The sequence below is a fragment of the Actinoplanes lobatus genome, from assembly GCF_014205215.1.
GTDB classification, from domain to species: Bacteria; Actinomycetota; Actinomycetes; order Mycobacteriales; family Micromonosporaceae; genus Actinoplanes; species Actinoplanes lobatus.
Window position 1 is genome coordinate 803,739 of record NZ_JACHNC010000001.1, and the last position, 20,264, is coordinate 824,002.

23 protein-coding genes and 1 pseudogene are annotated in these 20,264 nt (G+C 71.8%); 8 read left to right on the top strand and 16 right to left on the bottom strand.

Annotation, left to right across the window (positions count from 1 at the left end):
• Nucleotides 1-77: 77 nt before the first annotated feature.
• From BJ964_RS03510 to dut, 3 genes are all read right to left on the bottom strand, one after another.
• Nucleotides 78-455, bottom strand: a complete 378-nt coding sequence (locus BJ964_RS03510; protein ID WP_188119327.1) for an OB-fold nucleic acid binding domain-containing protein — start codon at nucleotides 453-455, stop codon at nucleotides 78-80.
• 88 nt (nucleotides 456-543) lie between these two features.
• Nucleotides 544-1,218: a DUF3710 domain-containing protein gene (locus BJ964_RS03515; RefSeq protein WP_188119328.1), complete on the bottom strand. Its 675-nt coding sequence runs from the start codon at nucleotides 1,216-1,218 to the stop codon at nucleotides 544-546.
• A 29-nt stretch (nucleotides 1,219-1,247) separates the two neighbouring features.
• Nucleotides 1,248-1,700, bottom strand: a complete 453-nt coding sequence (dut, locus tag BJ964_RS03520) for a dUTP diphosphatase (protein ID WP_188119329.1) — start codon at nucleotides 1,698-1,700, stop codon at nucleotides 1,248-1,250.
• Nucleotides 1,701-1,793: 93 nt separating this feature from the next.
• On the opposite strand from dut, the gene BJ964_RS03525 reads away from it, so the two are divergent.
• Nucleotides 1,794-2,294: a DUF3093 domain-containing protein gene (locus BJ964_RS03525; RefSeq protein WP_188119330.1), complete on the top strand. Its 501-nt coding sequence runs from the start codon at nucleotides 1,794-1,796 to the stop codon at nucleotides 2,292-2,294.
• On the opposite strand, the gene BJ964_RS03530 is transcribed toward BJ964_RS03525, so the two are convergent.
• Nucleotides 2,257-3,069 carry a hypothetical protein gene (locus BJ964_RS03530; protein ID WP_188119331.1) on the bottom strand — a complete coding sequence of 271 codons (813 nt, stop codon included), beginning with the start codon at nucleotides 3,067-3,069 and terminating at the stop codon, nucleotides 2,257-2,259. The two genes, BJ964_RS03525 and BJ964_RS03530, sit on opposite strands and share 38 nt — an antisense overlap.
• 144 nt (nucleotides 3,070-3,213) lie before the next feature.
• Nucleotides 3,214-3,510, bottom strand: a complete 297-nt coding sequence (locus BJ964_RS03535) for a DUF4193 domain-containing protein (protein WP_014446959.1) — start codon at nucleotides 3,508-3,510, stop codon at nucleotides 3,214-3,216.
• Between the two features lie 335 nt (nucleotides 3,511-3,845).
• Here BJ964_RS03535 and BJ964_RS03540 point away from each other — a divergent pair, with 335 nt between their 5' ends.
• Nucleotides 3,846-4,394: a LytR C-terminal domain-containing protein gene (locus BJ964_RS03540; protein ID WP_188119332.1), complete on the top strand. Its 549-nt coding sequence runs from the start codon at nucleotides 3,846-3,848 to the stop codon at nucleotides 4,392-4,394.
• Nucleotides 4,395-4,398: 4 nt separating this feature from the next.
• Here the strand turns inward: BJ964_RS03540 and BJ964_RS03545 are convergent, their stop codons facing one another.
• Entirely contained in the window at nucleotides 4,399-5,220 is an 822-nt protein-coding gene (locus BJ964_RS03545; protein WP_188119333.1) for an inositol monophosphatase family protein, read from the bottom strand.
• Nucleotides 5,221-5,473: 253 nt separating this feature from the next.
• Here BJ964_RS03545 and BJ964_RS03550 point away from each other — a divergent pair, with 253 nt between their 5' ends.
• Both BJ964_RS03550 and BJ964_RS03555 read left to right on the top strand, forming a co-directional pair.
• The gene (locus BJ964_RS03550) at nucleotides 5,474-7,012 is read left to right on the top strand and encodes an RNA polymerase sigma factor (protein ID WP_188119334.1); all 1,539 of its coding nucleotides are present in this window, start codon (nucleotides 5,474-5,476) and stop codon (nucleotides 7,010-7,012) included.
• A gap of 247 nt (nucleotides 7,013-7,259) precedes the next feature.
• On the top strand, nucleotides 7,260-7,502 hold the full coding sequence (locus BJ964_RS03555) for a DUF7455 domain-containing protein (RefSeq protein ID WP_183216247.1): 243 nt from the start codon (nucleotides 7,260-7,262) through the stop codon (nucleotides 7,500-7,502).
• Nucleotides 7,503-7,580: 78 nt separating this feature from the next.
• Here BJ964_RS03555 and BJ964_RS03560 read toward each other — a convergent pair whose 3' ends face one another.
• The 5 genes from BJ964_RS03560 to BJ964_RS03580 form a co-directional block, all read right to left on the bottom strand.
• On the bottom strand, nucleotides 7,581-7,805 hold the full coding sequence (locus BJ964_RS03560; RefSeq protein ID WP_188119335.1) for a helix-turn-helix transcriptional regulator: 225 nt from the start codon (nucleotides 7,803-7,805) through the stop codon (nucleotides 7,581-7,583).
• Nucleotides 7,805-8,302 (bottom strand): hypothetical protein, encoded by a 498-nt coding sequence (locus BJ964_RS03565; protein WP_229806552.1) that lies wholly within the window; start codon nucleotides 8,300-8,302, stop codon nucleotides 7,805-7,807. Before BJ964_RS03565 ends, BJ964_RS03560 begins: the two co-directional genes overlap by 1 nt.
• Before the next feature lie 47 nt (nucleotides 8,303-8,349).
• The gene (locus tag BJ964_RS03570; RefSeq protein ID WP_188119336.1) at nucleotides 8,350-10,080 is read right to left on the bottom strand and encodes a DEAD/DEAH box helicase; all 1,731 of its coding nucleotides are present in this window, start codon (nucleotides 10,078-10,080) and stop codon (nucleotides 8,350-8,352) included.
• A gap of 91 nt (nucleotides 10,081-10,171) precedes the next feature.
• Nucleotides 10,172-10,786 (bottom strand): trimeric intracellular cation channel family protein, encoded by a 615-nt coding sequence (locus BJ964_RS03575; RefSeq protein WP_188119337.1) that lies wholly within the window; start codon nucleotides 10,784-10,786, stop codon nucleotides 10,172-10,174.
• Between the two features lie 7 nt (nucleotides 10,787-10,793).
• Nucleotides 10,794-11,018: a DUF3039 domain-containing protein gene (locus BJ964_RS03580; protein WP_188126773.1), complete on the bottom strand. Its 225-nt coding sequence runs from the start codon at nucleotides 11,016-11,018 to the stop codon at nucleotides 10,794-10,796.
• Between the two features lie 103 nt (nucleotides 11,019-11,121).
• Between BJ964_RS03580 and BJ964_RS03585 the strand changes: the two genes are divergently transcribed.
• Nucleotides 11,122-12,075 carry a pseudouridine-5'-phosphate glycosidase gene (locus BJ964_RS03585; protein WP_188119338.1) on the top strand — a complete coding sequence of 318 codons (954 nt, stop codon included), beginning with the start codon at nucleotides 11,122-11,124 and terminating at the stop codon, nucleotides 12,073-12,075.
• 2 nt (nucleotides 12,076-12,077) lie between these two features.
• Nucleotides 12,078-12,959: a carbohydrate kinase family protein gene (locus tag BJ964_RS03590; protein WP_188126774.1), complete on the top strand. Its 882-nt coding sequence runs from the start codon at nucleotides 12,078-12,080 to the stop codon at nucleotides 12,957-12,959.
• Nucleotides 12,960-12,961: 2 nt separating this feature from the next.
• Here BJ964_RS03590 and BJ964_RS03595 read toward each other — a convergent pair whose 3' ends face one another.
• On the bottom strand, nucleotides 12,962-13,342 hold the full coding sequence (locus BJ964_RS03595) for a DUF3099 domain-containing protein (protein ID WP_188119339.1): 381 nt from the start codon (nucleotides 13,340-13,342) through the stop codon (nucleotides 12,962-12,964).
• Between the two features lie 67 nt (nucleotides 13,343-13,409).
• On the bottom strand, nucleotides 13,410-13,997 hold the full coding sequence (locus BJ964_RS03600; protein WP_188119340.1) for an HhH-GPD-type base excision DNA repair protein: 588 nt from the start codon (nucleotides 13,995-13,997) through the stop codon (nucleotides 13,410-13,412).
• Between the two features lie 34 nt (nucleotides 13,998-14,031).
• Here BJ964_RS03600 and dtd point away from each other — a divergent pair, with 34 nt between their 5' ends.
• Nucleotides 14,032-14,451 carry a D-aminoacyl-tRNA deacylase gene (gene dtd, locus BJ964_RS03605; RefSeq protein WP_188119341.1) on the top strand — a complete coding sequence of 140 codons (420 nt, stop codon included), beginning with the start codon at nucleotides 14,032-14,034 and terminating at the stop codon, nucleotides 14,449-14,451.
• Here the strand turns inward: dtd and BJ964_RS03610 are convergent.
• Nucleotides 14,448-15,236 (bottom strand): sporulation protein, encoded by a 789-nt coding sequence (locus BJ964_RS03610; RefSeq protein ID WP_188119342.1) that lies wholly within the window; start codon nucleotides 15,234-15,236, stop codon nucleotides 14,448-14,450. The two genes, dtd and BJ964_RS03610, sit on opposite strands and share 4 nt — an antisense overlap.
• A 234-nt stretch (nucleotides 15,237-15,470) precedes the next feature.
• On the opposite strand from BJ964_RS03610, the pseudogene sigB reads away from it, so the two are divergent.
• A pseudogene (gene sigB / locus BJ964_RS03615) lies at nucleotides 15,471-16,462 on the top strand (RNA polymerase sigma factor SigB).
• 4 nt (nucleotides 16,463-16,466) lie between these two features.
• Here the strand turns inward: sigB and BJ964_RS03620 are convergent.
• Together BJ964_RS03620 and BJ964_RS03625 are read right to left on the bottom strand one after the other, a co-directional pair.
• Nucleotides 16,467-19,013, bottom strand: a complete 2,547-nt coding sequence (locus tag BJ964_RS03620; protein WP_188119343.1) for a bifunctional acetate--CoA ligase family protein/GNAT family N-acetyltransferase — start codon at nucleotides 19,011-19,013, stop codon at nucleotides 16,467-16,469.
• A gap of 2 nt (nucleotides 19,014-19,015) precedes the next feature.
• The gene (locus BJ964_RS03625) at nucleotides 19,016-20,197 is read right to left on the bottom strand and encodes an acetoin utilization protein AcuC (RefSeq protein WP_188119344.1); all 1,182 of its coding nucleotides are present in this window, start codon (nucleotides 20,195-20,197) and stop codon (nucleotides 19,016-19,018) included.
• Nucleotides 20,198-20,264: the final 67 nt, after the last annotated feature.

Consider the following 20,264-nt stretch of genomic DNA (forward strand, 5'->3'; position numbering starts at 1 on the left):
CTCGGCGGAGTCGAACATCTCGGAGAGCCGCTCCTCGACCGACTCGTGCGCGGCGTGGCGCGGCTCGCTTCCGGATGTCACCGGGGCGCCTCCAGCTCGTAGTAGGGGTTGTAGATCACCTTGCGGTCGTCCCGGATCGCGATCCGGCCTCGCGCGGTGAGCTGACGCCCCGGTTCGATGCCGGAGATGGACCGGCGCCCCAGGAAGACCAGCGTGACCACGTCACTGCCGTCGTAGAGGTCGGCCTCGAGCGTCGGCAGGTTGGTGCGAGGAGTGTACGCCACCGTCCGCAGTCGTCCCGACACCGAGACGACCTGTCCGCGCCGGCAGCCGTCCACCGGGACGGCGCCGCACTTGGCGCTGTCCCGCTGCAACTCCCTCGCGTCCAGCTCGGAATCGGTCGCCGTCAACCGGTCCAGGAACCGGCGTAGTCCGGTGCGCTCTTCGGTCGTCATGACTTCGCCGTCACCCTTCGTCGACGCGACGCAGTGTGCGCGTGTGCCGGACGTCCACGCTACGCCCGGAGCGCCCCGGTGATCTAGGTCACTCCGGCTGACTGCCGTTCGCCGCCCGCTGGGCCGCGGCCTGGCCCTGCTCGGCCATCTCCTTCGGCAGGCGCAGCGGCAGCGGCTCACGCACCGGGCGGGGCTCGTTGTCCCGGACCACGACCAGACCGGAGAGCACCTCGCCGAGCACGCCCTCGCTCCCCGGCGAGGCGGCGGCCGCGCCCTGGAACAGCGCCCGGACCATCCAGCGGGGCCCGTCCACGCCGACGAACCGGACGTCCGCCGGGCCGTCCGGGGTGTTCACCCGGGCCAGCAGCTCCACGCCGTACCGTCCCTGGACCTCGCGCGGGGCGACCCCGTCCGCGGCCATCGCCTGGGCGATCTCCTCACGCACGTCGACCCAGATGCCCTCGGTACGCGGCGCGGCGAACACCCCGAGTTGCAGGGCGCTCTCGCCGTCGACCAGGACGATCTGCTCCACACTGCCGTCCGGGTTCGCCTGCACCCGGACCTCGACGCCGTCGAGCGCGGGGATCTGGAGGCTGCCCAGATCGAGCCGCCGCACCCCGGCCGGGGCGTGTGCGGCGTCCCACGGCCCGAACTCGGGCGCCGGCGCCGCACCGTCGGAGGCGAGGCTGTCGGCAAGCGCCTTGGAGGGCGGCGCGTCGGCCGCCCGGACGTGCTTCGCGGCACCACGCTTACGGGAGAACATCACTGCCAGCCTTTCCTTCTCTTCGGGGCTCAGAGGGCCTGGTGGCCGCCGGTCGAACCGTGCCCGCCCGCGCCCCGCGCCGTGTCGTCGAGCGTGTCCACCTCGTGGAACACCGCCCGCTCCACCCGCTGAACGACGAGCTGGGCGATCCGGTCGCCCCGGGAGATCTTGACGGTGTTCTGCCGATCATGGTTGATCAGGTTCACCAGGATCTCGCCGCGGTAGCCGGCGTCGACCGTACCGGGCGCGTTGAGGACCGTCACGCCCAGGCGCGCGGCGAGCCCGGAGCGTGGGTGCACCAGGCCCACGAAGCCGTCCGGCAGGGCGATCGCGATCCCGGTGCGCACCTTCGCCCGGGCGCCCGGGACGAGCTCCACCTCCTCGGCCGCGAACAGGTCCGCGCCGGCGTCCCCAGGGTGGGCGTAGGCCGGTACGGGCAGGTCCGGGTCGATCCGGAGGACCTGGATGTTCACGTCGGGCACGTCGGGGTTCCTCACTGGCACAGGCACTGCGGGCGGCACTTACCCTGCCATCCTGCCGCGCCCCGCCACGGAGGCGCGCCGTACCCTTCGAGGGTGACACCCGAGTCCCCGGTCCGCACGGTGGCGGCCCATCAGGAACGCCTCAGCCTGCCGTGGTGGGCCTGGCCCGCCGGTCTCGCCGCCGCCGCGATCCTCGCCGTCGAACTGGTCCTGGGCCTGCCCGACCTGCCCGTCTGGCTGCCGTTCGCGGTGCTGCTCCCGCTCGGTGTCCTGCTGCTGCTCCCGCTGAACCGGCTGCGCGTCGAGGTGACGCCGGAGGAGTTCCGGGTGGACGACGCCCGGCTCCCGGTCGAGTTCATCTCCGGCGTGGTGGCGCTGGACGCCGCCGGCAAGCGGGAGGCGCTGGGCGTCGGCTCGCACCCGCTGGCCTTCGTGGTGCAGCGTGCCTGGATCGGCCCGGCGGTGCAGGTACTGCTCGACGACCCGGCCGACCCGACCCCGTTCTGGGTGGTGAGCACCCGGCGCCCGGTCGAGCTGGCCACCGCCCTGCTCGAGGTCAGCGGCCGAGCGCGGGCCGAGCGGGCGGCGTCCTGAGGGCCTTCCTCCGCAGGTCGTCGTGCACCCTGTCGCCGACCGCCCGGGTGGCCCGCCGGTTCAGGTAACTCGCGACCACCGCGCCGGTGAGCATCGGCCCCAGCGTGGTCAGGTTGCGGCCGAACCGCTTCATCAACGATTTCTGCAACTCGCTGCGGGACGCCGTGCTGAGCACGGTGGCGACCCCGACGCCGGGCACCCTGGGGTTGACACCGCGCTGCCCGGACCACGCCTCGATCAGGCGCAGAGCACGCTCGCCGGCGTCGCCGCCGATCGGCCGGCCGTACAGCTCGTGGAGCTCCCCGATCAACTTGATCTCGATCGCCACCACGGCGACCGTCTCGGTGGCCAGCAGCACCGGCACGGAGAGCAGGGTCGGGGCGGCGACCCACTCGACCGAGGCGATGCCGCCCCCGGCAGCGCCCACCCCGGCGGTGGCCCGGGCGGCGTTGCGGATCAGGCGCTCGGCCAGCTCCCCGTCGTCCATGCCGGGGAAGTGCCGGCGCAGCGTCTCCCGATCCCGGATCGGGACGTGCGGGGCCAGATCGGCGACGGTGTCGGTGACCCAGCGCAGCGCCGCCCTCGGCCGGAACACCCGGCCGATCCCACGCCCGCGCAGTTGACCGGCCAGCCGGCCGAGCAACCGGCTCCGGCCGCCCTGCTCCAGATCGTCGGCGGTGAGGGCCGCGACGGTGCGGCCCACCTCCTCCGGCGCACGGGGCGCGACGGGCTCGATCTCGGCGCCGGGTTCGGTCGCGCGATCCGGATGGCTCATCGTCGTCCTCCCCGTGGTCGTCACCGGCCTGTCATGCCCGGTTCCGACCCAGGGTCAAACCCCGTGTCGAACAGCGGCGAGAACGCCGTGGGCCCGACCGCGGAGACCGCGACCGGGTGGTGACGCGACCTGCGCGCGAGTGCGTCAGGCGCACTCGCGGCAGATCAGCTCCCCGTTGCGCTCCGTCGCCAGCTGGCTCCGGTGGTGCACGAGGAAGCAGCGGGAGCAGCGGAACTCGTCGGTCTGCATCGGCAGGACCTTCACGGTGAGTTCCTCGTCAGCGAGGTCGGCGCCGGGCAGCTCGAAGCTCTCCGCCACCTCGACCTCGTCGACGTCCACTGCGCCCGACTGCGAGTCGGCGCGACGGGCCTTGAGCTCCTCGAGGCTGTCCTCGCCGAGGTCGACCTCATCGCGACGCGGGGCGTCGTAGTCGGTGGCCATCGGTTTTCACTCTCCTGTATCGATGTGTCACTTTGGCGTTTGTAACGCCGATGACAAGGTTTCGGTTCCCTGTTTCGGTGGACGATTTCTGACACCAGAAACCGGCCTTCCGGGCGCGGAACCTTACCCCTGTCGCGGCAGGCTTGTACGCGCTCTGGCGGCACATTGTTCCCGATGTGACTGAGGCGACATCAAAGTAGGGGCACCAGCCTCTGGATCATCGTCAACGCGCCGGAAGCATTCCCTGTTTCCGCGCCCCTGGCGGACAGACGCTAACCTCTCGACAGGTCCGGGCGCCTCACCCGGGCCCACCGTCCGATCCTGGAGCCTGCCCCATGAGCTTTGCCCGCGTCCGAGCGCTCGTCGTCGTCGGCGTGCTCGCCGTGGCCGCAATAGTGTTCGTCGTCGTCGCCCTCTTCCGGGACACGCAGCGGAACACCGCGAACGGCAGCGACTGCCCGGCCGGCGCCCCCTTGGCCGACATGCGGCTCCCGGACGACCCGGCCGAGATCACCGTCAAGGTGTTCAACGGGACCAATCGTGCGGGCCTGGCCGACCAGGTGACCACCGAGTTCAAGAACCGGCGTTTCACCGTCCAGGACCCGGGCAAGAGCAAGACCAAGTTCACCGGGGTCGCCGAGGTCCGGTTCGGCCCGGACGCGGCCGGCAAGGCCCAGCTGATCAGGGCATACTTCCTGGCCCAGTCCAAGATGGTCTACAACGCCAAGCGCAAGGGCGACGTCATCGACATCGTCATCGGCGACCAGTTCCAGCAGCTGGCCACCACGACCGAGGTCAACCAGTCGCTGGTCGAGGTGGGCGAGCCCACCCTCCCACCGGGCGCCTGCGTCAAGCCGGCCGAGGCGACCAAGGACCCGGAATAGGCCTTCACGGGCCACCCGCCGCGTCCAGCTCCACCAGGGCGTCGTGCAGGGCCGGGAAGATCGCCGGCGGCGCGGCCACCAGCATCGTCCGGCCGGCCGGCGCGCCGGCCAGCCCGGCCACGGTGAGACCGGCCTCGGCCGCGATCAGCCCGCCCGCCGCGTGGTCCCACGCGTTGAGACCCTTCTCGAAGTACGCGTCGAGCTGGCCCTCGGCGGCCATGCAGAGGTCCAGCGCCGCCGCACCGAATCGCCGAATGTCACGCACTCGGGTGATCAGACCAGCCAGTACGGCGCCCTGATGGGCCCGTCGCCGCGCGTCGTAGCCGAACCCGGTGCCGACCAGGGACTGGTCCAGCGTCGTCCGCACCGAGCCGCTGAGCCGCCGCCCGTCCCGCCACGCGCCGCCGCCCCGGGTGGCCGTCCACTCGTCGCCGGTGGCCGCGTTGACGACCACCCCGGCCACCACCTCGCCGTCGGACTCGGCGGCCAGCGAGACCGCGTACTGGGGCAGTCCGTACAGGTAGTTCACCGTGCCGTCGATCGGGTCGAGGATCCACCGGACGGCGCCGGGCGCCACCTCGGCGGAGTCGCCGTACTCCTCGCCCAGCACGCCGTCGCCGGGCCGCTCGGCCAGCAGCGCCTCCACGACCTGCCGCTCGACCGCCTTGTCCGCCGCCGTGACGACGTCGGTGTCGGTGCTCTTGGTCTCGACGTCGCCGATCGCCGCGGCGCGCATCCGCCGGGCCGTGACGGCCGCCTCCCGGGCCACTCGAACCGCCAGGGCCAACAACTCATCGGGTGTCGATACCACCGGAATCTCGCTCACGTATGGGTCCTTTCCGCCGATAGCATTCTCCCGTCAGGCGTCTCTGACGAGGTCGTCGGGCCCCGGCGGCGTGCTGTGGGCGGAGGATCTCGGTAAGCGGCGCTACAATTCACCCCTGCACCCGCTTCACGGACACCGACCACCGGGACGGTCCGTGACCCGGGGGTCCCCAAACCGACTCCGGCGACACTCGCCCCCGCGTGCTGCGCTGGACCTGGCCGTGCCCAATCTCATCGCCTCCGGAAGGTCATTCGTGACAGAAGCCCACCAGAACGGTGCCGACGTTCGCTCTCTCACCGAGGCCTTGATCACCCATGCTCAGGGTGCTGGCGGGCAACTCACCTCGGCACAGGTCGCGCACACGCTCGAGTCCGCAGCGGTCAACCCGGCGCAGGCCAAGAAGATCCTGCGGGCTCTGGTGGACGCCGGCGTCACCGTCGTGGTCGACGGATCGGCCAGCACCCGCCGGCCGAAGGTGGCGGCGGCTCGCGCCACCACCCCGGCGTCGCGGGCCACCACCGCCAAGACCGCGCCGGCCAAGAAGGCTGCGCCCGCGCCCAAGCAGGCCGCTCCGGCCGCCGAGGGCAAGGCCGCTCCGGTCCGCAAGGCCACCGCTGCGGCGGCCAAGGCCGCCCCGGTCCGCAAGGCCACCGCCGCCAAGGCCGCCAAGCCCGGCGAGGGCCCCGAGGGCGAGGAGATCGACCCCGAGGAGCTCGCCGCCGCCGTCGAGGACGTGGTGATCGAGGAGCCGGCCGCCATGGTCGCCGCCGCCGCCACCGACGCCGCCAGCTCGGCCACCGACGGCGACTTCGAGTGGGACGACGAGGAGTCCGAGGCGCTCAAGCAGGCCCGCCGGGACGCGGAGCTCACCGCCTCCGCCGACTCGGTGCGCGCCTACCTCAAGCAGATCGGCAAGGTTCCGCTGCTCAACGCGGAGCAGGAGGTCGAGCTCGCCAAGCGGATCGAGGCCGGCCTCTACGCCGCCGAGCGCCTGCGAGCCGCCGAGGAGGGCGAGGAGGCGCTCGAGCGCAACTTCGAGCGCGACCTCAAGTGGATCAACCGGGACGGCGAGCGGGCGAAGAATCACCTGCTCGAGGCCAACCTGCGGCTCGTCGTGTCGCTCGCGAAGCGGTACACGGGACGGGGCATGGCGTTCCTCGACCTGATCCAGGAGGGCAACCTCGGCCTGATCCGCGCCGTCGAGAAGTTCGACTACACCAAGGGCTACAAGTTCTCCACGTACGCCACCTGGTGGATCCGGCAGGCCATCACCCGCGCCATGGCCGACCAGGCCCGCACCATCCGCATCCCGGTGCACATGGTCGAGGTGATCAACAAGCTCGGCCGGATCCAGCGCGAGCTGCTCCAGGACCTGGGCCGCGAGCCCACCCCGGAGGAACTGGCCAAGGAGATGGACATCACGCCGGAGAAGGTGCTGGAGATCCAGCAGTACGCGCGTGAGCCCATCTCGCTGGACCAGACGATCGGCGACGAGGGCGACAGCCAGCTCGGTGACTTCATCGAGGACTCGGAGGCGGTCGTCGCGGTCGACGCGGTCTCCTTCTCGCTGCTGCAGGACCAGCTCCAGCAGGTGCTGCAGACGCTCTCCGAGCGGGAGGCGGGCGTGGTCCGGCTGCGCTTCGGCCTGACCGACGGTCAGCCGCGCACGCTGGACGAGATCGGCCAGGTCTACGGGGTGACCCGGGAGCGGATCCGGCAGATCGAGTCGAAGACGATGTCGAAGTTGCGTCACCCGTCCCGGTCGCAGGTTCTGCGCGACTACCTCGACTAGGACCTTTGGTCAACATTGCGTGTCCGATTGGTCACCACCCGTACATCAACGGGTGGTGATCAGACCGTTGTGCAGAAGTGATCGTTGACGTGGCACCCTTGGATCACGGCACACTAGCCGGTAACCAACGTGTGACCCTGGTCCCCCCGGGGCACCTTGGGAAGGCTGCAACGGTGCAGGGTGTTGCACGATGTGTGAGCAGTAGCCGAGGAACATGTTCATCGGTGACGAACAGAGGAGGAAGGCGATGACCCCGACCCTCACGCCGCCGGCCGGAAGTCTGGCCGGCCCCGCAGCCGATGAACGGTGCGACCGCTGCAATGCAGCCGGGAAGCTCCGTTTGACCCTGGCGGGTGGTGGAGAGCTGGTGTTCTGCGGCCACCACGCCAACCGGTACGCCGAGGACCTGGTGAAGATCGCGGTGCAGTACGCGGCCGATCCCGAGTTCACCTGGCGCGGCGCGGACATGATGTCGAACTCCAGCAACTAGCAGCGGTCCCCCAACCGATACATGTGACGAAGAGAGGGCGCTTCCCCTGCAGGGAGCGCCCTCTCTGCTGTGCCCGGCTCAGTGGCCCCAGAGGTCCTCGACGGTGACGCCCAGCACCCGGGCCACCTTGATGGCCAGGTAGACCGAGGGCGCGTAGTCGCCGGTCTCCATCGCGATGACGGTCTGCCGGCTCACCTGGATCTCGGCGGCCATGCCCTGCTGGGTCAGCCCGGCCGCCTTGCGGGCGTCCCGGATCCGGGCGCCGGTCGTGCCGTCGGGCTCGGCGGCCCGCACCGGGGCCATCAGTCGTCGTCCCCGGCGAGCAGCGCGTCCCGGCGGCGCACCCGGCGGGTCTGCACGGCCTGGATCACCGCGCCGGCGGCGAGGCCGATGAACGAGCCGACGAGGGCCGAGCGCCAGCTGTCCGACTCCGGGTAGGCGTGGTAGAGGAAACCGATCCCGAAGGCCACGTAGGGGGCGCCCAGCAGGGTCGAGACGATCAGCCGCTTGCGGCTCCACGTGCGTGGGGTGGTGTCGACCCGGCGGCTCTGCACGTAGATCGAGGCGAAGCCGATCGGGACCAGGAACACCGCCAGCAGGATGAGCAGCGGCCAGGCGACCGGCTCACCGACGGTCCAGACCAGGGCGGTGGCCGCCCACGGGACGACGATGGCCTGGAGCTGGAAGGAGACGGTGACGGCCTCGTACCACCGCAGGCGCTCGCGCTCGTCACGGCCGTAGAGGTCACCGTCGAAGTCGAGGTTCCAGCGAACGAATCGATCCATCAGCGTCGTGGTCATGCATCCATGATGATGTTAAGTCGACTTGACGTCAAGTTCTCTTTACATCAGAACGTTTGGATCGTCGCGATCCGCTCCTCCAGCTGCTCGATCGTGGCCTGCGCGCTGGGCGGCCCGCCGCAGAGCCGGCGAAGCTCCGCGTGGATCTTCCCGTGCGGCAGGTTGGTCCGGTGGTGATGCGCCGCCACCAGCGTGTTGAGCTGGCGGCGCAGGCTGTTGCGGCGCTCGCCCGCGCTCATCGGCACGATCGGCTCCCGGACCGCGGGCTCCTGCTTCCTCGCCTCGTCCGCCTGCCGCCTCGACGCGGCCGCCATCTGCTCCTGCTGCCGCTTGTTCAGCAGGGTGGTCACCTGGTCCGGGGTGAGCAGGCCGGGCAGCCCCAGATAGTCGGCCTCCTCGGGGGTGCCGGTCCGGGCCGCCATGCCGAACGAGGTGCCGTCGTAGATGACCTGATCCAGCTCGGCCGTCGCGGACAGCGCCTCGAACTTCTTGTCCAGGTCGCCCAGGGCGTCCTCGGACTTCTGCGCCCGCTCGATCAGCTCGTCGTCCAGGCCGTCCTTGTCCTTCGGCGCGCCCAGCACGTGGTTGCGCTGCGCCTCCATCTCGCTGGCCAGCCCGAGCAGGTGCGGCACGCTGGGCAGGAAGACGGTGGCGGTCTCACCGGGGCGCCGGGACCGGACGAACCGGCCGATCGCCTGGGCGAAGTAGAGCGGGGTGGAGGCGCTCGTCGCGTACACCCCCACGGCCAGGCGGGGGATGTCGACACCCTCCGACACCATCCGGACCGCGACCATCCAGCGCTTCTCGGACGCGGCGAACTCGGCGATCCGGCCGGAGGCGCCCTCGTCGTCGGAGAGCACCACGACGGCCGACTCGCCGGTGAGGTCGTGGAGAAGCTTCGCGTACGCCCGGGCCGACTGCTGGTCGCTGGCGATGACCAGGCCGCCCGCGTCCGGCATGCCGTGCTCGCGGATCTTCGTGAGCCGGGCGTCGGCGGCCCGCATGACCTGCGGCATCCAGTCGCCCCGGTGGTCCAGGGCGGTACGCCAGGCCTGCGCCACCAGGTCCTTGGTCATCGGCTCACCCAGCCGGGCGGCCAGTTCGTCGCCGGCGTTGGTGCGCCAGCGGGTCTCCCCCGAGTACGCCATGAACAGCACCGGGCGGACGACCTGGTCCCGGAGGGCGTCGGCGTACCCGTACACCGAGTCGGCGTGGGACCGCTGGACACCGTCAGAGCCCCGCTCGTACGACACGAAGGGGATCGGGTTCTCGTCGGACCGGAACGGGGTCCCGGTGAGCAGGAGACGCCGTACAGCGGGCTCGAAGGCGTCCTTGACGCCGTCCCCCCAGGTACGCGAGTCGCCGGCGTGGTGGATCTCGTCCAGGATCACGAACGTGCGCCGGGTGATGGTGCGCCGCTTGTGCACGGCCGGCGCCATGCCCACCTGGGCGTAGGTCAGGACGGCGCCGTGGAAGTCCCGCGACGAGTGCACGTCCGAGTTGCGGAAGTGCGGGTCCAGCTGGATGCCGACCCGGGCCGCGGCGTGCGCCCACTGCGTCTTGAGGTGCTCGGTGGGACACACCACGGTGACCGCGTCGCAGGTCCCGTCGACGAGCATCTCGGCCGCGATCCGCAGAGCGAACGTGGTCTTGCCGGCGCCGGGCGTCGCCACGGCCATGAAGTCCTCGGAACGGCGACGCAGGTACGTCACCATCGCCTTGCGCTGCCAGTCCCGCAGCGGCGGAAAGATCTCCAGGTTCGGCACAGGCGGGCTCAAGCTGCGGTGATCCCTTCTCCACGGAAAAACCCCCGCGATGAGAGGCGCGGAGGCGGGCTTCAGCATAGCCACGTGAGGTTGCGGAGCGGGTCTACGGCACCGCCACCGGAGCCGACCAGCGGCGGCGGAGGGCGAGCAGCCGGACGCCCGTCATCAGGGCCGCGGAGGCGGCCAGCGGCAGCAGACCGGTGAGCTGGAACCGGTGCAGGACAGCGACCAGCACGGCGCCGCCGAGCGCGACCACCGCGTAGATCTCTCGTTGCAGGACCGCCGGGATCTCCCCGGTGAGCAGGTCGCGGGTCAGGCCTCCGCCGATCGCTGTGAGCATCCCCACGAGACAGGCGCCGACCTCCGGAACGCCGGCGTCGAGCGCCTTGAGCGTGCCGGTTACGGTGAAGAGGCCCATGCCGGCCGCGTCCAGCGCCAGCACGGTTCGCCGGACCCGGTGCAGCGCCGGGTACAGCCAGAAGACCGCGACCGAGGCGGCCACCGCGGTCACCGCGTAGCGCCAGTCGGCGAACGCCAGCGGGGGCGCAGCGCCGATGACCAGGTCGCGCAGAATGCCACCACCGAGCGCGGCCGCGAAGCCGACGAACGCGACACCGAACAGGTCGAGTCGTTTCGCGACGCCGGCCGAGGCGCCCGAGGCGGCGAACACCGCCACACCGATCAGATCCGCGACGAGCAGCGCATATCCGCCCGTCACGCCCGGATCAGGCCTTCATGGATTCGTAGATCTCCTTGCACTGGGGGCAGACGGGCGACCCCGGCTTCGGCGACTTGGTCACCGGGAAGGTCTCACCGCAGAGAGCCACCACGTAGGTGCCCATGACCGCGCTCTCGGCGATCTTCTCTTTGCGGACGTAATGGAACATCTCCGGCCCGGTGTCGGCGTCACGGGTCTCCGGACGCTCCAGGATCTGGGTGCTCACGGTTATCTGCCCTTCGGGAAATCAGCAAAGCCTCAGCGGCCAAGTCTGACACCTCACGCCTGGTCGGTCCAACGACAACGCAGGGGGTCCGGCCCGTACGGTAACCAGCGTGACGACTGACTTCGCGATTCGATACGGCGAGCATGTGACCCGTGCCCGCCGGGACGGCCGGCCGGTGGTGGCGCTCGAGAGCACGATCATCTCGCACGGCCTGCCGCACCCCGACAACATCCGGGTGGCCCGGGAGATCGAGCAGGCCGTCCGCGACAACGGCGCGGTCCCGGCCACCATCGGCATGATCGGCGGCGAGGTGGTCGTCGGGCTGGAGGACGACCAGGTCGAGCGGCTCGCGTCGGCCGAGTCGGTGGCCAAGCTCTCGGTGCGGGACCTGGCCATCGCGGCGGCCCGGCGCGCCGACGGGGCGACCACGGTGGCGGCCACCAGCGCGATCGCCGCCGCCGCGGGCATCGGGGTGTTCGCCACCGGCGGTCTCGGCGGGGTGCACCGCGAGGCGAACGTCACGTACGACGAGTCGGCCGACCTCACGGCGCTGGCCCGAACCCCCATCGTGGTGGTCTGCGCCGGGGTGAAGTCGATCCTCGACGTGGGCGCCACCCTGGAGCGGCTGGAGACGCTGGGCGTGTCGGTGGCCGGTTTCCGGACCCGGCGCTTCCCCGGCTTCTTCATCACCGACGGCGGCTTCGACCTGGACTGGCAGCTGGACTCGCCGGAGCAGGTGGCCGACTTCATCCGGGCCCGTGCCGTGCAGGGCGTCTCCGAGGGGGCGCTGGTGCTGGCCAACCCGCTGCCCACCGACGAGCAGCTGGACCCGGCACTGCACGACCGGACCCTGGCGACCGGGCTGAACCTGCTCGCCGAGCAGAACATCATCGGCAAGGCGGTCACGCCGTTCCTGCTCGGCCACTTCCACTCCAGCACCGAGGGGAAGAGCCTGGCGGTCAACATCCGGATCATCCTGCGCAACGCCGCGCTGGCCGCGAAGATCGCGGTGGCCACCAGCAGCGGGTCGTCCGCGCCGGTCGGATTCGCCGTCCCGGCGTGACCATGATCCTCGTCGTCGGCGACCTGGTCACCGACGTCCTGGTCGAGCACCGTGGGCCGATCCAGCCCGGCTCGGACACGGACGCGGTGATCCGGGTCGCCGGTGGCGGCCAGGGCGCGAACACGGCCGCCTGGCTGGCCCACGCCGGCCGGGTGGTCACCCTGGTCGCGGCGGTCGGCGACGACCGGCCCGGCCGGGACCGGGTCGCCGAGCTGGAGGCGGGCGGGGTGCGGTGCGCGGTCCGGATCGCGGACGCCGCCACCGGCAGCGTGGTGGTGCTCACCGGCGCCGCGGAACGCACCATGATCACCGATCGCGGCGCGTCGCTGCTGCTCGACCCGGACCACGTCACCGCGGTGGTCTCGGCCGCGCCGGCCGGCGGGCACCTGCATCTCTCCGGCTATCCCCTGCTGCACGCCGGGTCGCGCCCGGCCGGCCTCGCGGCACTGACGGCCGCGGCCTCGAGAGGACTCACGGTGAGCGTCGACGCGGCCTCGGCGGCCCCGTTGCGCGCCGTCGGGGCCGAGGCCTTCCTGGATTGGGTACGGGGAGCCGACCTGCTCCTGTGCAACGCCGACGAGGCCGACGTGCTGGCCGGACCGGGCACGCCCGCCGAGCAGGCGGAACGGCTCGCCGGACGGGTCCGCAACGTGGTGGTGAAACAGGGTGCGGGCGGGGCGCTCTGGCACGGCCCGGACGGGGTCGCGACGGTGGCGGCGGAGTCGGTGCCGGTGAAGGACCCGACCGGGGCGGGTGACGCCTTCGCGGCCGGGCTGCTCGCGGCGTGGTGCTCCGGGGCCGATCCGGAGGCGGCGCTGCGGGCCGGCAACACGCTCGGGGCCACCGCGGTCTCGACCGTCGGCGGGCGCCCATCGCCCCGCTGAGATCAGTCGGGGCGGCCTCGCGCCTCGTCGACCACCTCGGCGTCGATGGTGATGTGGTCCGGCTCGGGGGCCGGCTGGGTCAGGGCACGCCGGGTGTCCTCCCGGGCGGCCGCGTCGGCGGCCCGCTCGGCCTTGGTCTTGGGCGGCCGGTCGTTCGCGATCAGCACCGCCATCCAGGGGAGGAGGACCATGCCGAGCGCGCAGAGGGCCAGCCACAGCGGGAGCAACGGGGCCCGGGCGCTGATCAGGATCGCTCCCAGGATCAGGCATCCGGCCCGCACCGACATCATCGTGACGTAGCGGATCTGCCGGCGGCGGAGCTGGTCCTCCTGGCTGGTGGCGGCGTCGGTGATCAACACCGGGCGCTCCGGGTGTCTCTTCACGCGAGCTCTCCGATCGACCCCGCCATCCTTGCACCGGACGGGCCGTCCCGCCCACCGGGTCGGGACCTCAGGCCTCCTTGGCCGCTTTCGCCTCGGCCTTGGCCTGCTTCTTGTAGGCGCGCACCCGGGCCAGCGAATCGGCGTCGACGATGTCGGCCACCGACCGGTACGACCCCTCCTCGCCGTAGCCGCCGGCCGCCTCCCGCCAGCCCTCCGGCCGCACGTCGTAGAGCTTGCCGAGCAGCGCCACGAAGATCTGCGCCTTCTGCTTCCCGAAGCCGGGCAGGGCGAGGATCCGGCGGTACAGCTCGGCGCCGGTCTTCGCGTCGCGCCACAGGTTCGCGGGGTCGCCGTCGTACCGGTCGGCGATGATCCGGCACACCTCCTGGGACCGCACCGCCATCGCCTTGGGGAAGCGGTGCAGCGCCGGCGGCTCGGCGAAGATCGCGATCAGCCGCTCGGAGTCGAAGTCGGCGATCTCGGTGGCGGTCGGCTCGTGCCCGAGCCGCTGCGCCAGCACCCACGGCGAGGTGAACGCCTTCTCCAGGGTGATCTGCTGGTCCAGCACGATGCCCAGGGTCACGGCGAGCGGGTCGCGGTTGAGAAGGTCGTTGGCTTCGGCCGGCACCGGCAGGGAGAACGTCACGACAATCATGATGGCAGGTCGGGCTGCGGTACCGTCCACGGTCATGCGCGCAGTGGTACAGACCGTGAGCCGGGCGAGCGTGACGGTCGACGACGAGGTGGTCGGCAAGATCGAGGACGGTCTGCTGGTCCTGGTCGGGGTCACCCACGACGACACCGCGGCCAAGGCCGCCGAACTGGCCCGCAAGACCTGGGAGCTGCGGGTGCTGGACGACCGGTCGGCCGCGGACCACAACGCGCCGATCCTGGTGGTCAGCCAGTTCACCCTCTACGGCGACGCCCGCAAGGGGCGCCGCCCGAGCTGGAGCGCGGCCGCGCCGGCCGAGACCGCCGAGCCGCTCGTCGAGGAGTACGTGACAGCACTGCGCGCCCGGGGAGCGACGGTAGAGACCGGTCGCTTCCGGGCGCACATGCTGGTGGAAAGCGTGAACGTGGGACCCTGCACGGTCCTGCTCGAGCTCTAGAAGAACAGCCCCCGGCGGGACGCCGACTGGCGCAGCCACTGGTCCAGACGCGACACCCAGTCCACCTGGTCGGCGGTGGCGTAGTCGACGTCGAAGCTGCCGAACGCGTCGTGCCCCTCGGTGAAGACGCCGCCGCGCTTGTCCAGCTCCAGCACCACCTGGAGCTTCTGCGGGGTGGGCAGGAAGGTCAGCTCCAGCTGGTTGATGCCGCTCGCGTACTGCGGCGGCGGGTAGAACTCGATCTCCTGGTAGAACGGCAGGTGCTGCTCCACCCCGTAGACCCGGCCCTGCTCCACGTCGGCCTTGCTGAACCGGAAACCGATCTGGAGCAGCGCGTTCAGGATGCGCTCCTGGGCCGGCAGCGGGTGCACGGCGACCGTGTCGAGATCCGACTTGTCGACGGCACGGGCCACCTCCAGCTCCGTGGCGAGACCCATCGTCATGCCGTGCAGATGCTGCCCGTACACCTCGGTGATCGGGGTCTGCCACGGCACCTCGAACCGGAACGGCACGTCGTGACGGACGCCCGGCTCCAGCTTGAACGAACCGGTCAGCCGCTGCCGCTGGAACTCCTGGTTCGACTGGTACTCACTGTCGCCGCTCTCCACCTCGACCCGGGTGGTGAGGGCGACGGCCACGTACTCGATATCCACCGCGTGGTCACCGCCGACCACGTGGACGTGCCCCTCGAGGAAGCCGCCCGGATAGGTGTTGGGGTTGGTCAGCACGGTGTCGACCGACGGCCCACCGACGCCGAGCGCTTGCAACATCTTCTTGAAGACCACGCAGATCCCCTCCTAGGGCCAAGCACATTATCGGCCAGCGGCAAGTGTCCCGGTGCCTCGAACGCCCGGTTGTCGGTTTGACGACCACAGGCTTCTCCCCGATTCATGCCACCTGGACGCTGGCCTCACCTCCGCTTAACGCGCCTCGGACGAAGCTAGCCCTCACACCGGCACGCAGCGGCTGGTTCGCACGAGACGTTATCGCGGGGGAGGGGACTCAAAGTGGTCCTGGAGATGAAGACGTCGGAGTCCACGGTCGTCGAGGCCATCGTGACCGACGAAGTCGAGACGCTGGCCGACCTGGACGCGACCGACGAGCGGGGCGTCTCGGCCGACCTGGTCCGCGCCTACCTCAACGGCATCGGCCGGACCCGGCTGCTCACCGCCGTCGAGGAGGTGACGCTCTCCAAGCGCATCGAGGCCGGCCTGTACGCCGAGGAGAAGCTGCCGTCGGCGCCCGCCGACCTGGCGCCCCTGCTGCGCGGGTCATCGTCGCCGAGGGCAAGGCCGCGAAGAACCACCTGCTGGAGGCGAACCTCCGCCTGGTGGTCAGCATCGCGAAGCGGTACACGGGGCGGGGCATGGCGTTCCTCGACCTGATCCAGGAGGGCAACCTCGGCCTGATCCGCGCCGTCGAGAAGTTCGACTACACCAAGGGCTACAAGTTCTCCACGTACGCCACCTGGTGGATCCGGCAGGCCATCACCCGCGCCATGGCCGACCAGGCCCGCACCATCCGCATCCCGGTGCACATGGTCGAGCAGGTCAACCGCATGGTCCGCTGCCGCCGCGACCTGGCCGCCACGATCGGCCGCGAGCCGAGCATCGCCGAGATCGCCAAGGCCATGGACGTGCCCGAGTTCCAGGTCATCGAGCTGATCTCGTACGACCGGGAGCCGGTGAGCCTGGACCAGGCGGTCGGCGAGGACGGCGAGAGCGCCCTCGGTGACTTCGTCGCCGCCGTCGACCCGAACGTGCCCGGCGAGGGGCACACCCAGGGCGAGCTGCGCAGCGAGGTGGAGATCGTGCTCAGCACCCTCTCCGAGCGGGAGTCCGCGGTGATCCGGCTGCGCTTCGGCCTGGACGACGGCCGCCAGCGCACCCTGGACGAGGTGGGCCGCGAGTTCGGCCTGAGCCGCGAGCGGATCCGCCAGATCGAGAAGGTCACCATGCTGAAGCTGCGTGACCCGGAGCGGGCGTCCCGCCTCGAGGCCTACGCCAGCTGACCCCTCACACCCTCCGCAACCTCCGGGGGCCGGTGTCCGGCCGGGCCCCCGGGTCACCGAACTCGACGGCCGCGTGCAGGACGGTCCAGCCGTCCGGGCGGGCCAGCACCGGGTTCAGGGTCAGCGACCGGACCCGCGGGTGCTCGTCGGCCAGCCGGCCCACCCGCAGCAGCAGGTCGATCAGGGCGGCCCGGTCCACCGGTGTGGAGCCACGGTAACCGTGCAGCAGCGGGGCCGCCCGGGGCTCGTCGACCAGCGCCTCCGCCGCGCGGTCGGTGAGCGGCGCGGCCCGCCAGGCCAGGTCGCCGAGCAGCTCACTCGCCACACCGCCGAGCCCGAAACCGATCACCGGGCCGAACGCCGGGTCCTCGACCATCTCGACGACGCAGGCGACGCCCGGCGGAACCATGGTCTGCACCAGCACGTCCGGACCGAAGTCCCCGGCCAGTTCGCGGTACGCCGCGCGTACCCCCTCCTCTCCGGCGAGGGTGAGGCGCACCGCGCCGAGGTCGATCCGATGGCGCAACGAACCGCCCGCCGCCTTGAGGGCGACCGGATAGCCCACCTCGGCCGCCGCGTCGACCGCCGCGTCCTCGTCGGTGACCTGCATCGCCGGCACCACCGGGATACCGTAGGCGGCGAGCAGCCCGGCCGGGTCCTCCGCGGTCTCGGCGGCCACCGGGTCCACGCCGGACAGCTCGGGCAGCACGCCCGGCGGGCGCCGCAGCCAGTCGGCGTAATCGGCCACCCGGGACAGCGCGCGGACCGCCTCCTCGACCGACGGATAGCCGGGCACCCGCGGCGGGGCCTGCCCGAAGACCATCGTCGCGACGGTCGGCTTCTCCCCCGCCAGGGCCACGCTCGCCAAGGCCGCCGCGAAATCGGCGTCCTCGTCGGCGTGCCGGCCGGGCACCGGCGGGGCGAAGACCACCAGCAGCGCGTCCACCCGGTCGTCGACGGCCGCGTCGGCCAGCGCGTCGGCGAGATCGTGCGCGCCGGCGTCCGGACCGGTGTCGTGCGGGTAACCGTCGGCCACCAGGAGACCGGCCGACCGGCAGGCGACCACGGCCAGTTCGGCGAGCGCCGACGAGTTGCCGACCACGGCGACCCGGCGGCCGGTCGGCAGCGGCTGATGGGCCAGGATCATGCCGACGTCGAAGAGCTCCTGCACGGTGTCGACCCGGATGACGCCGGAGCGGGCGAACAGAGCGGTCACCGCGTGCGCGTCCGGGCCGGGCGTGTCGCCGGCCAGACCGGGCGGGCGGGTCGCCGACGCCACCGCCACCACCGGCTTGATCCGGCTCATCCGGCGGGCCAGGCGGGCGAACTTGCGCGGGTTGCCGAAGGTCTCCAGATAGAGCAGCACCACGTCGGTGCCGGGGTCGTCCTGCCAGTACTGGAGCAGGTCGTTGCCGGAGACGTCGGCACGGTTGCCGGCCGACACGAAGCTGGACAGGCCCAGACCCCGGCGGTCGGCCTCGGCCAGCAGCGCCACACCGAGCGCGCCGCTCTGGCTGAAGAAGCCGACCCGGCCGGCGATCGGCAGGCGTGGGGAGAGGGTGGCGTTCAGGCGTACCCCGGGGTCGGTGTTGGCGATCCCGAAGCTGCTCGGGCCCACCACGCGCAACCCCGCGGCCCGCGCGGCCTCGATCAGGCCGCGCTGCTGGGCGCCGCCCTCCGGGCCGGTCTCGGCGAAGCCGGCCGAGACCACCACCGCGCCGCCCGCTCCGGCGCGGGCCGCGTCGCGCCCGGCCTCGGCGACCCGGTCCGCGGGCACGGCGATCAGGGCCAGGTCGATCGGGACACCGGCTTCCGAGGCCATCCGGTACGCGGTGAGCCCGGCCACCCGTTCGGCGGACGGATGCACCGGGACGATCGCGCCGGTGTAGCCGCCGTCACGCAGGTTGCCCAGGATGTGCGCGCCGATCCCGTGACCGGTGGCGCTGGCGCCGTAGACGGCGATGCCCCGGGGCGCCAGCAGCCGGGCGATCGACCGGGCCTCGGTGACGTGCTCGCGGGACTCCTGCACCTCACGGGACTTCTCGGTGGGCTCGATCGGGAAGCCCAGGTGCACCACCCCGTCGGCGTAGCGGCGCTGCACCTGGTAGCCGGTGTCGCCGAAGACCCGCAGCATGCCGCTGTTCTCCGGCAGCACCTCGGCCACGAACCGGGTGATGCCGTGCTCACGGGCGGCGTCGGCGAGATGCTCCAGCAGCACCGAGCCGATGCCCCGGCCCTGGAGCGCGTCCTCCACCACGAAGGCGACCTCGGCCTCCGGGGAGTCCGGGCCGAGCCGTTCGTACCGGCCGACCGCCGTGATCCGCCCGTCGGCGACGGTGACGAACGCCTCCCGGTCGCGGTGGTCGACGTTCACGAACCGGTGCAGGTCGCGTTCCGGGATCCGGGGGTACGGCGAGAAGTAGCGGAGGTACCGGGTCCGGTCGCTCATCCGGGAGTGGAAGTCCACGATGGCCGGCGCGTCCTCCGGCCGGATCCGGCGCAGGTGCGCCGTGGTGCCGTCGGAGAGCAGGACGTCCGCACTGCGTTCCACCGTCAGTCCCGGGGATCGTGCGGGTCGAGGCCGTACAGCGGGAAGACCGCCGTCCGGGTGGCGAGGACGGCGCGGTCCACGGCGTCCTCGTTCGGGCCGGGCCAGCGTTCCACCGGCGGCTCGATCCCGTCGGTCATCGTCTCCGGGACGGTGGTCCCCGGCCGGCGCGACCCGGCCAGCGCACGCCACGGCTGCGGGATCCGGGTCTCCGGGGGCAGCGGGTCGCCGGTGACCACGGCGAGCAGGTGCGCCCAGGCCCGGGGCACCACCTCGACCAGCGCGTAGCCCCCGCCGCCGGTGGCCACCCAGCGGCCGTCGCAGACCTCGTCGGCCAGGGCCCGCATGGCGATGTACGCCGCGCGCTGGCCGTCCACCGACAGCCGCAGGTCGGCGAGCGGGTCGAGCCGGTGGGCGTCGGCGCCGCACTGGCTGACGATGATCTCCGGGGCGAAGGCGCGGACCACCGACGGGACGATCGCGTGGAAGGCCCGCAGCCAGCCGGCGTCGCCGGTGGACGGTGGCAGCGGCACGTTGACCGCGGTGCCCTCGGCGTTCGGCCCGCCGATCTCGTCGGCGAACCCGGTGCCGGGGAAGAGCGCCAGCGGGGTCTCGTGCAGGCTCACCGTGAGCACCCGCGGGTCGTCGTAGAAGACGGCCTGCACACCGTCACCGTGGTGCACGTCGACGTCGATGTACGCCACCCGCCGCGCCCCGTTCTCCAGCAGCCAGGCGATCGCCACCGCCGGGTCGTTGTAGACGCAGAAGCCGGCGGCCCGGGCCGGCATGGCGTGGTGCAGCCCACCGGCCACGTTGACGGCGCGGCGGGCCGTCCCGTGCCAGACGGCCTGCGCGGCGGCGAGGGTGGCGCCGCAGATCCGGGCGGAGGCCTCGTGCATGTCGTCGAAGACGGGGTTGTCCGGTGTGTTCAGCCCCCAGCCCGTGAAGAAGGGATCTATCGGGGCAAGGCGGACGGCGTCCAGATAGTCCGCACGGTGCACACGGGTGAGATCGAGATCACTGGCCTGTCCGGGAGTGATCATCTGAACTCCGGGGCGGTCCAGAACGCCCAGTTCACGGGCGAGTGCCATGGTGAGTTCCACCCGCACCGGATTGAGCGGGTGGTCGCCCATGTCATAGTCCAGCAGGGCACTGTCCCAGACCACCGCCGCCACATCGTCCGCCATGACCGTCATGCTGCCATGTGACACGGTCCCCCGGACGGGCACGACGTGCCGTTAGCACAGGTGTTCC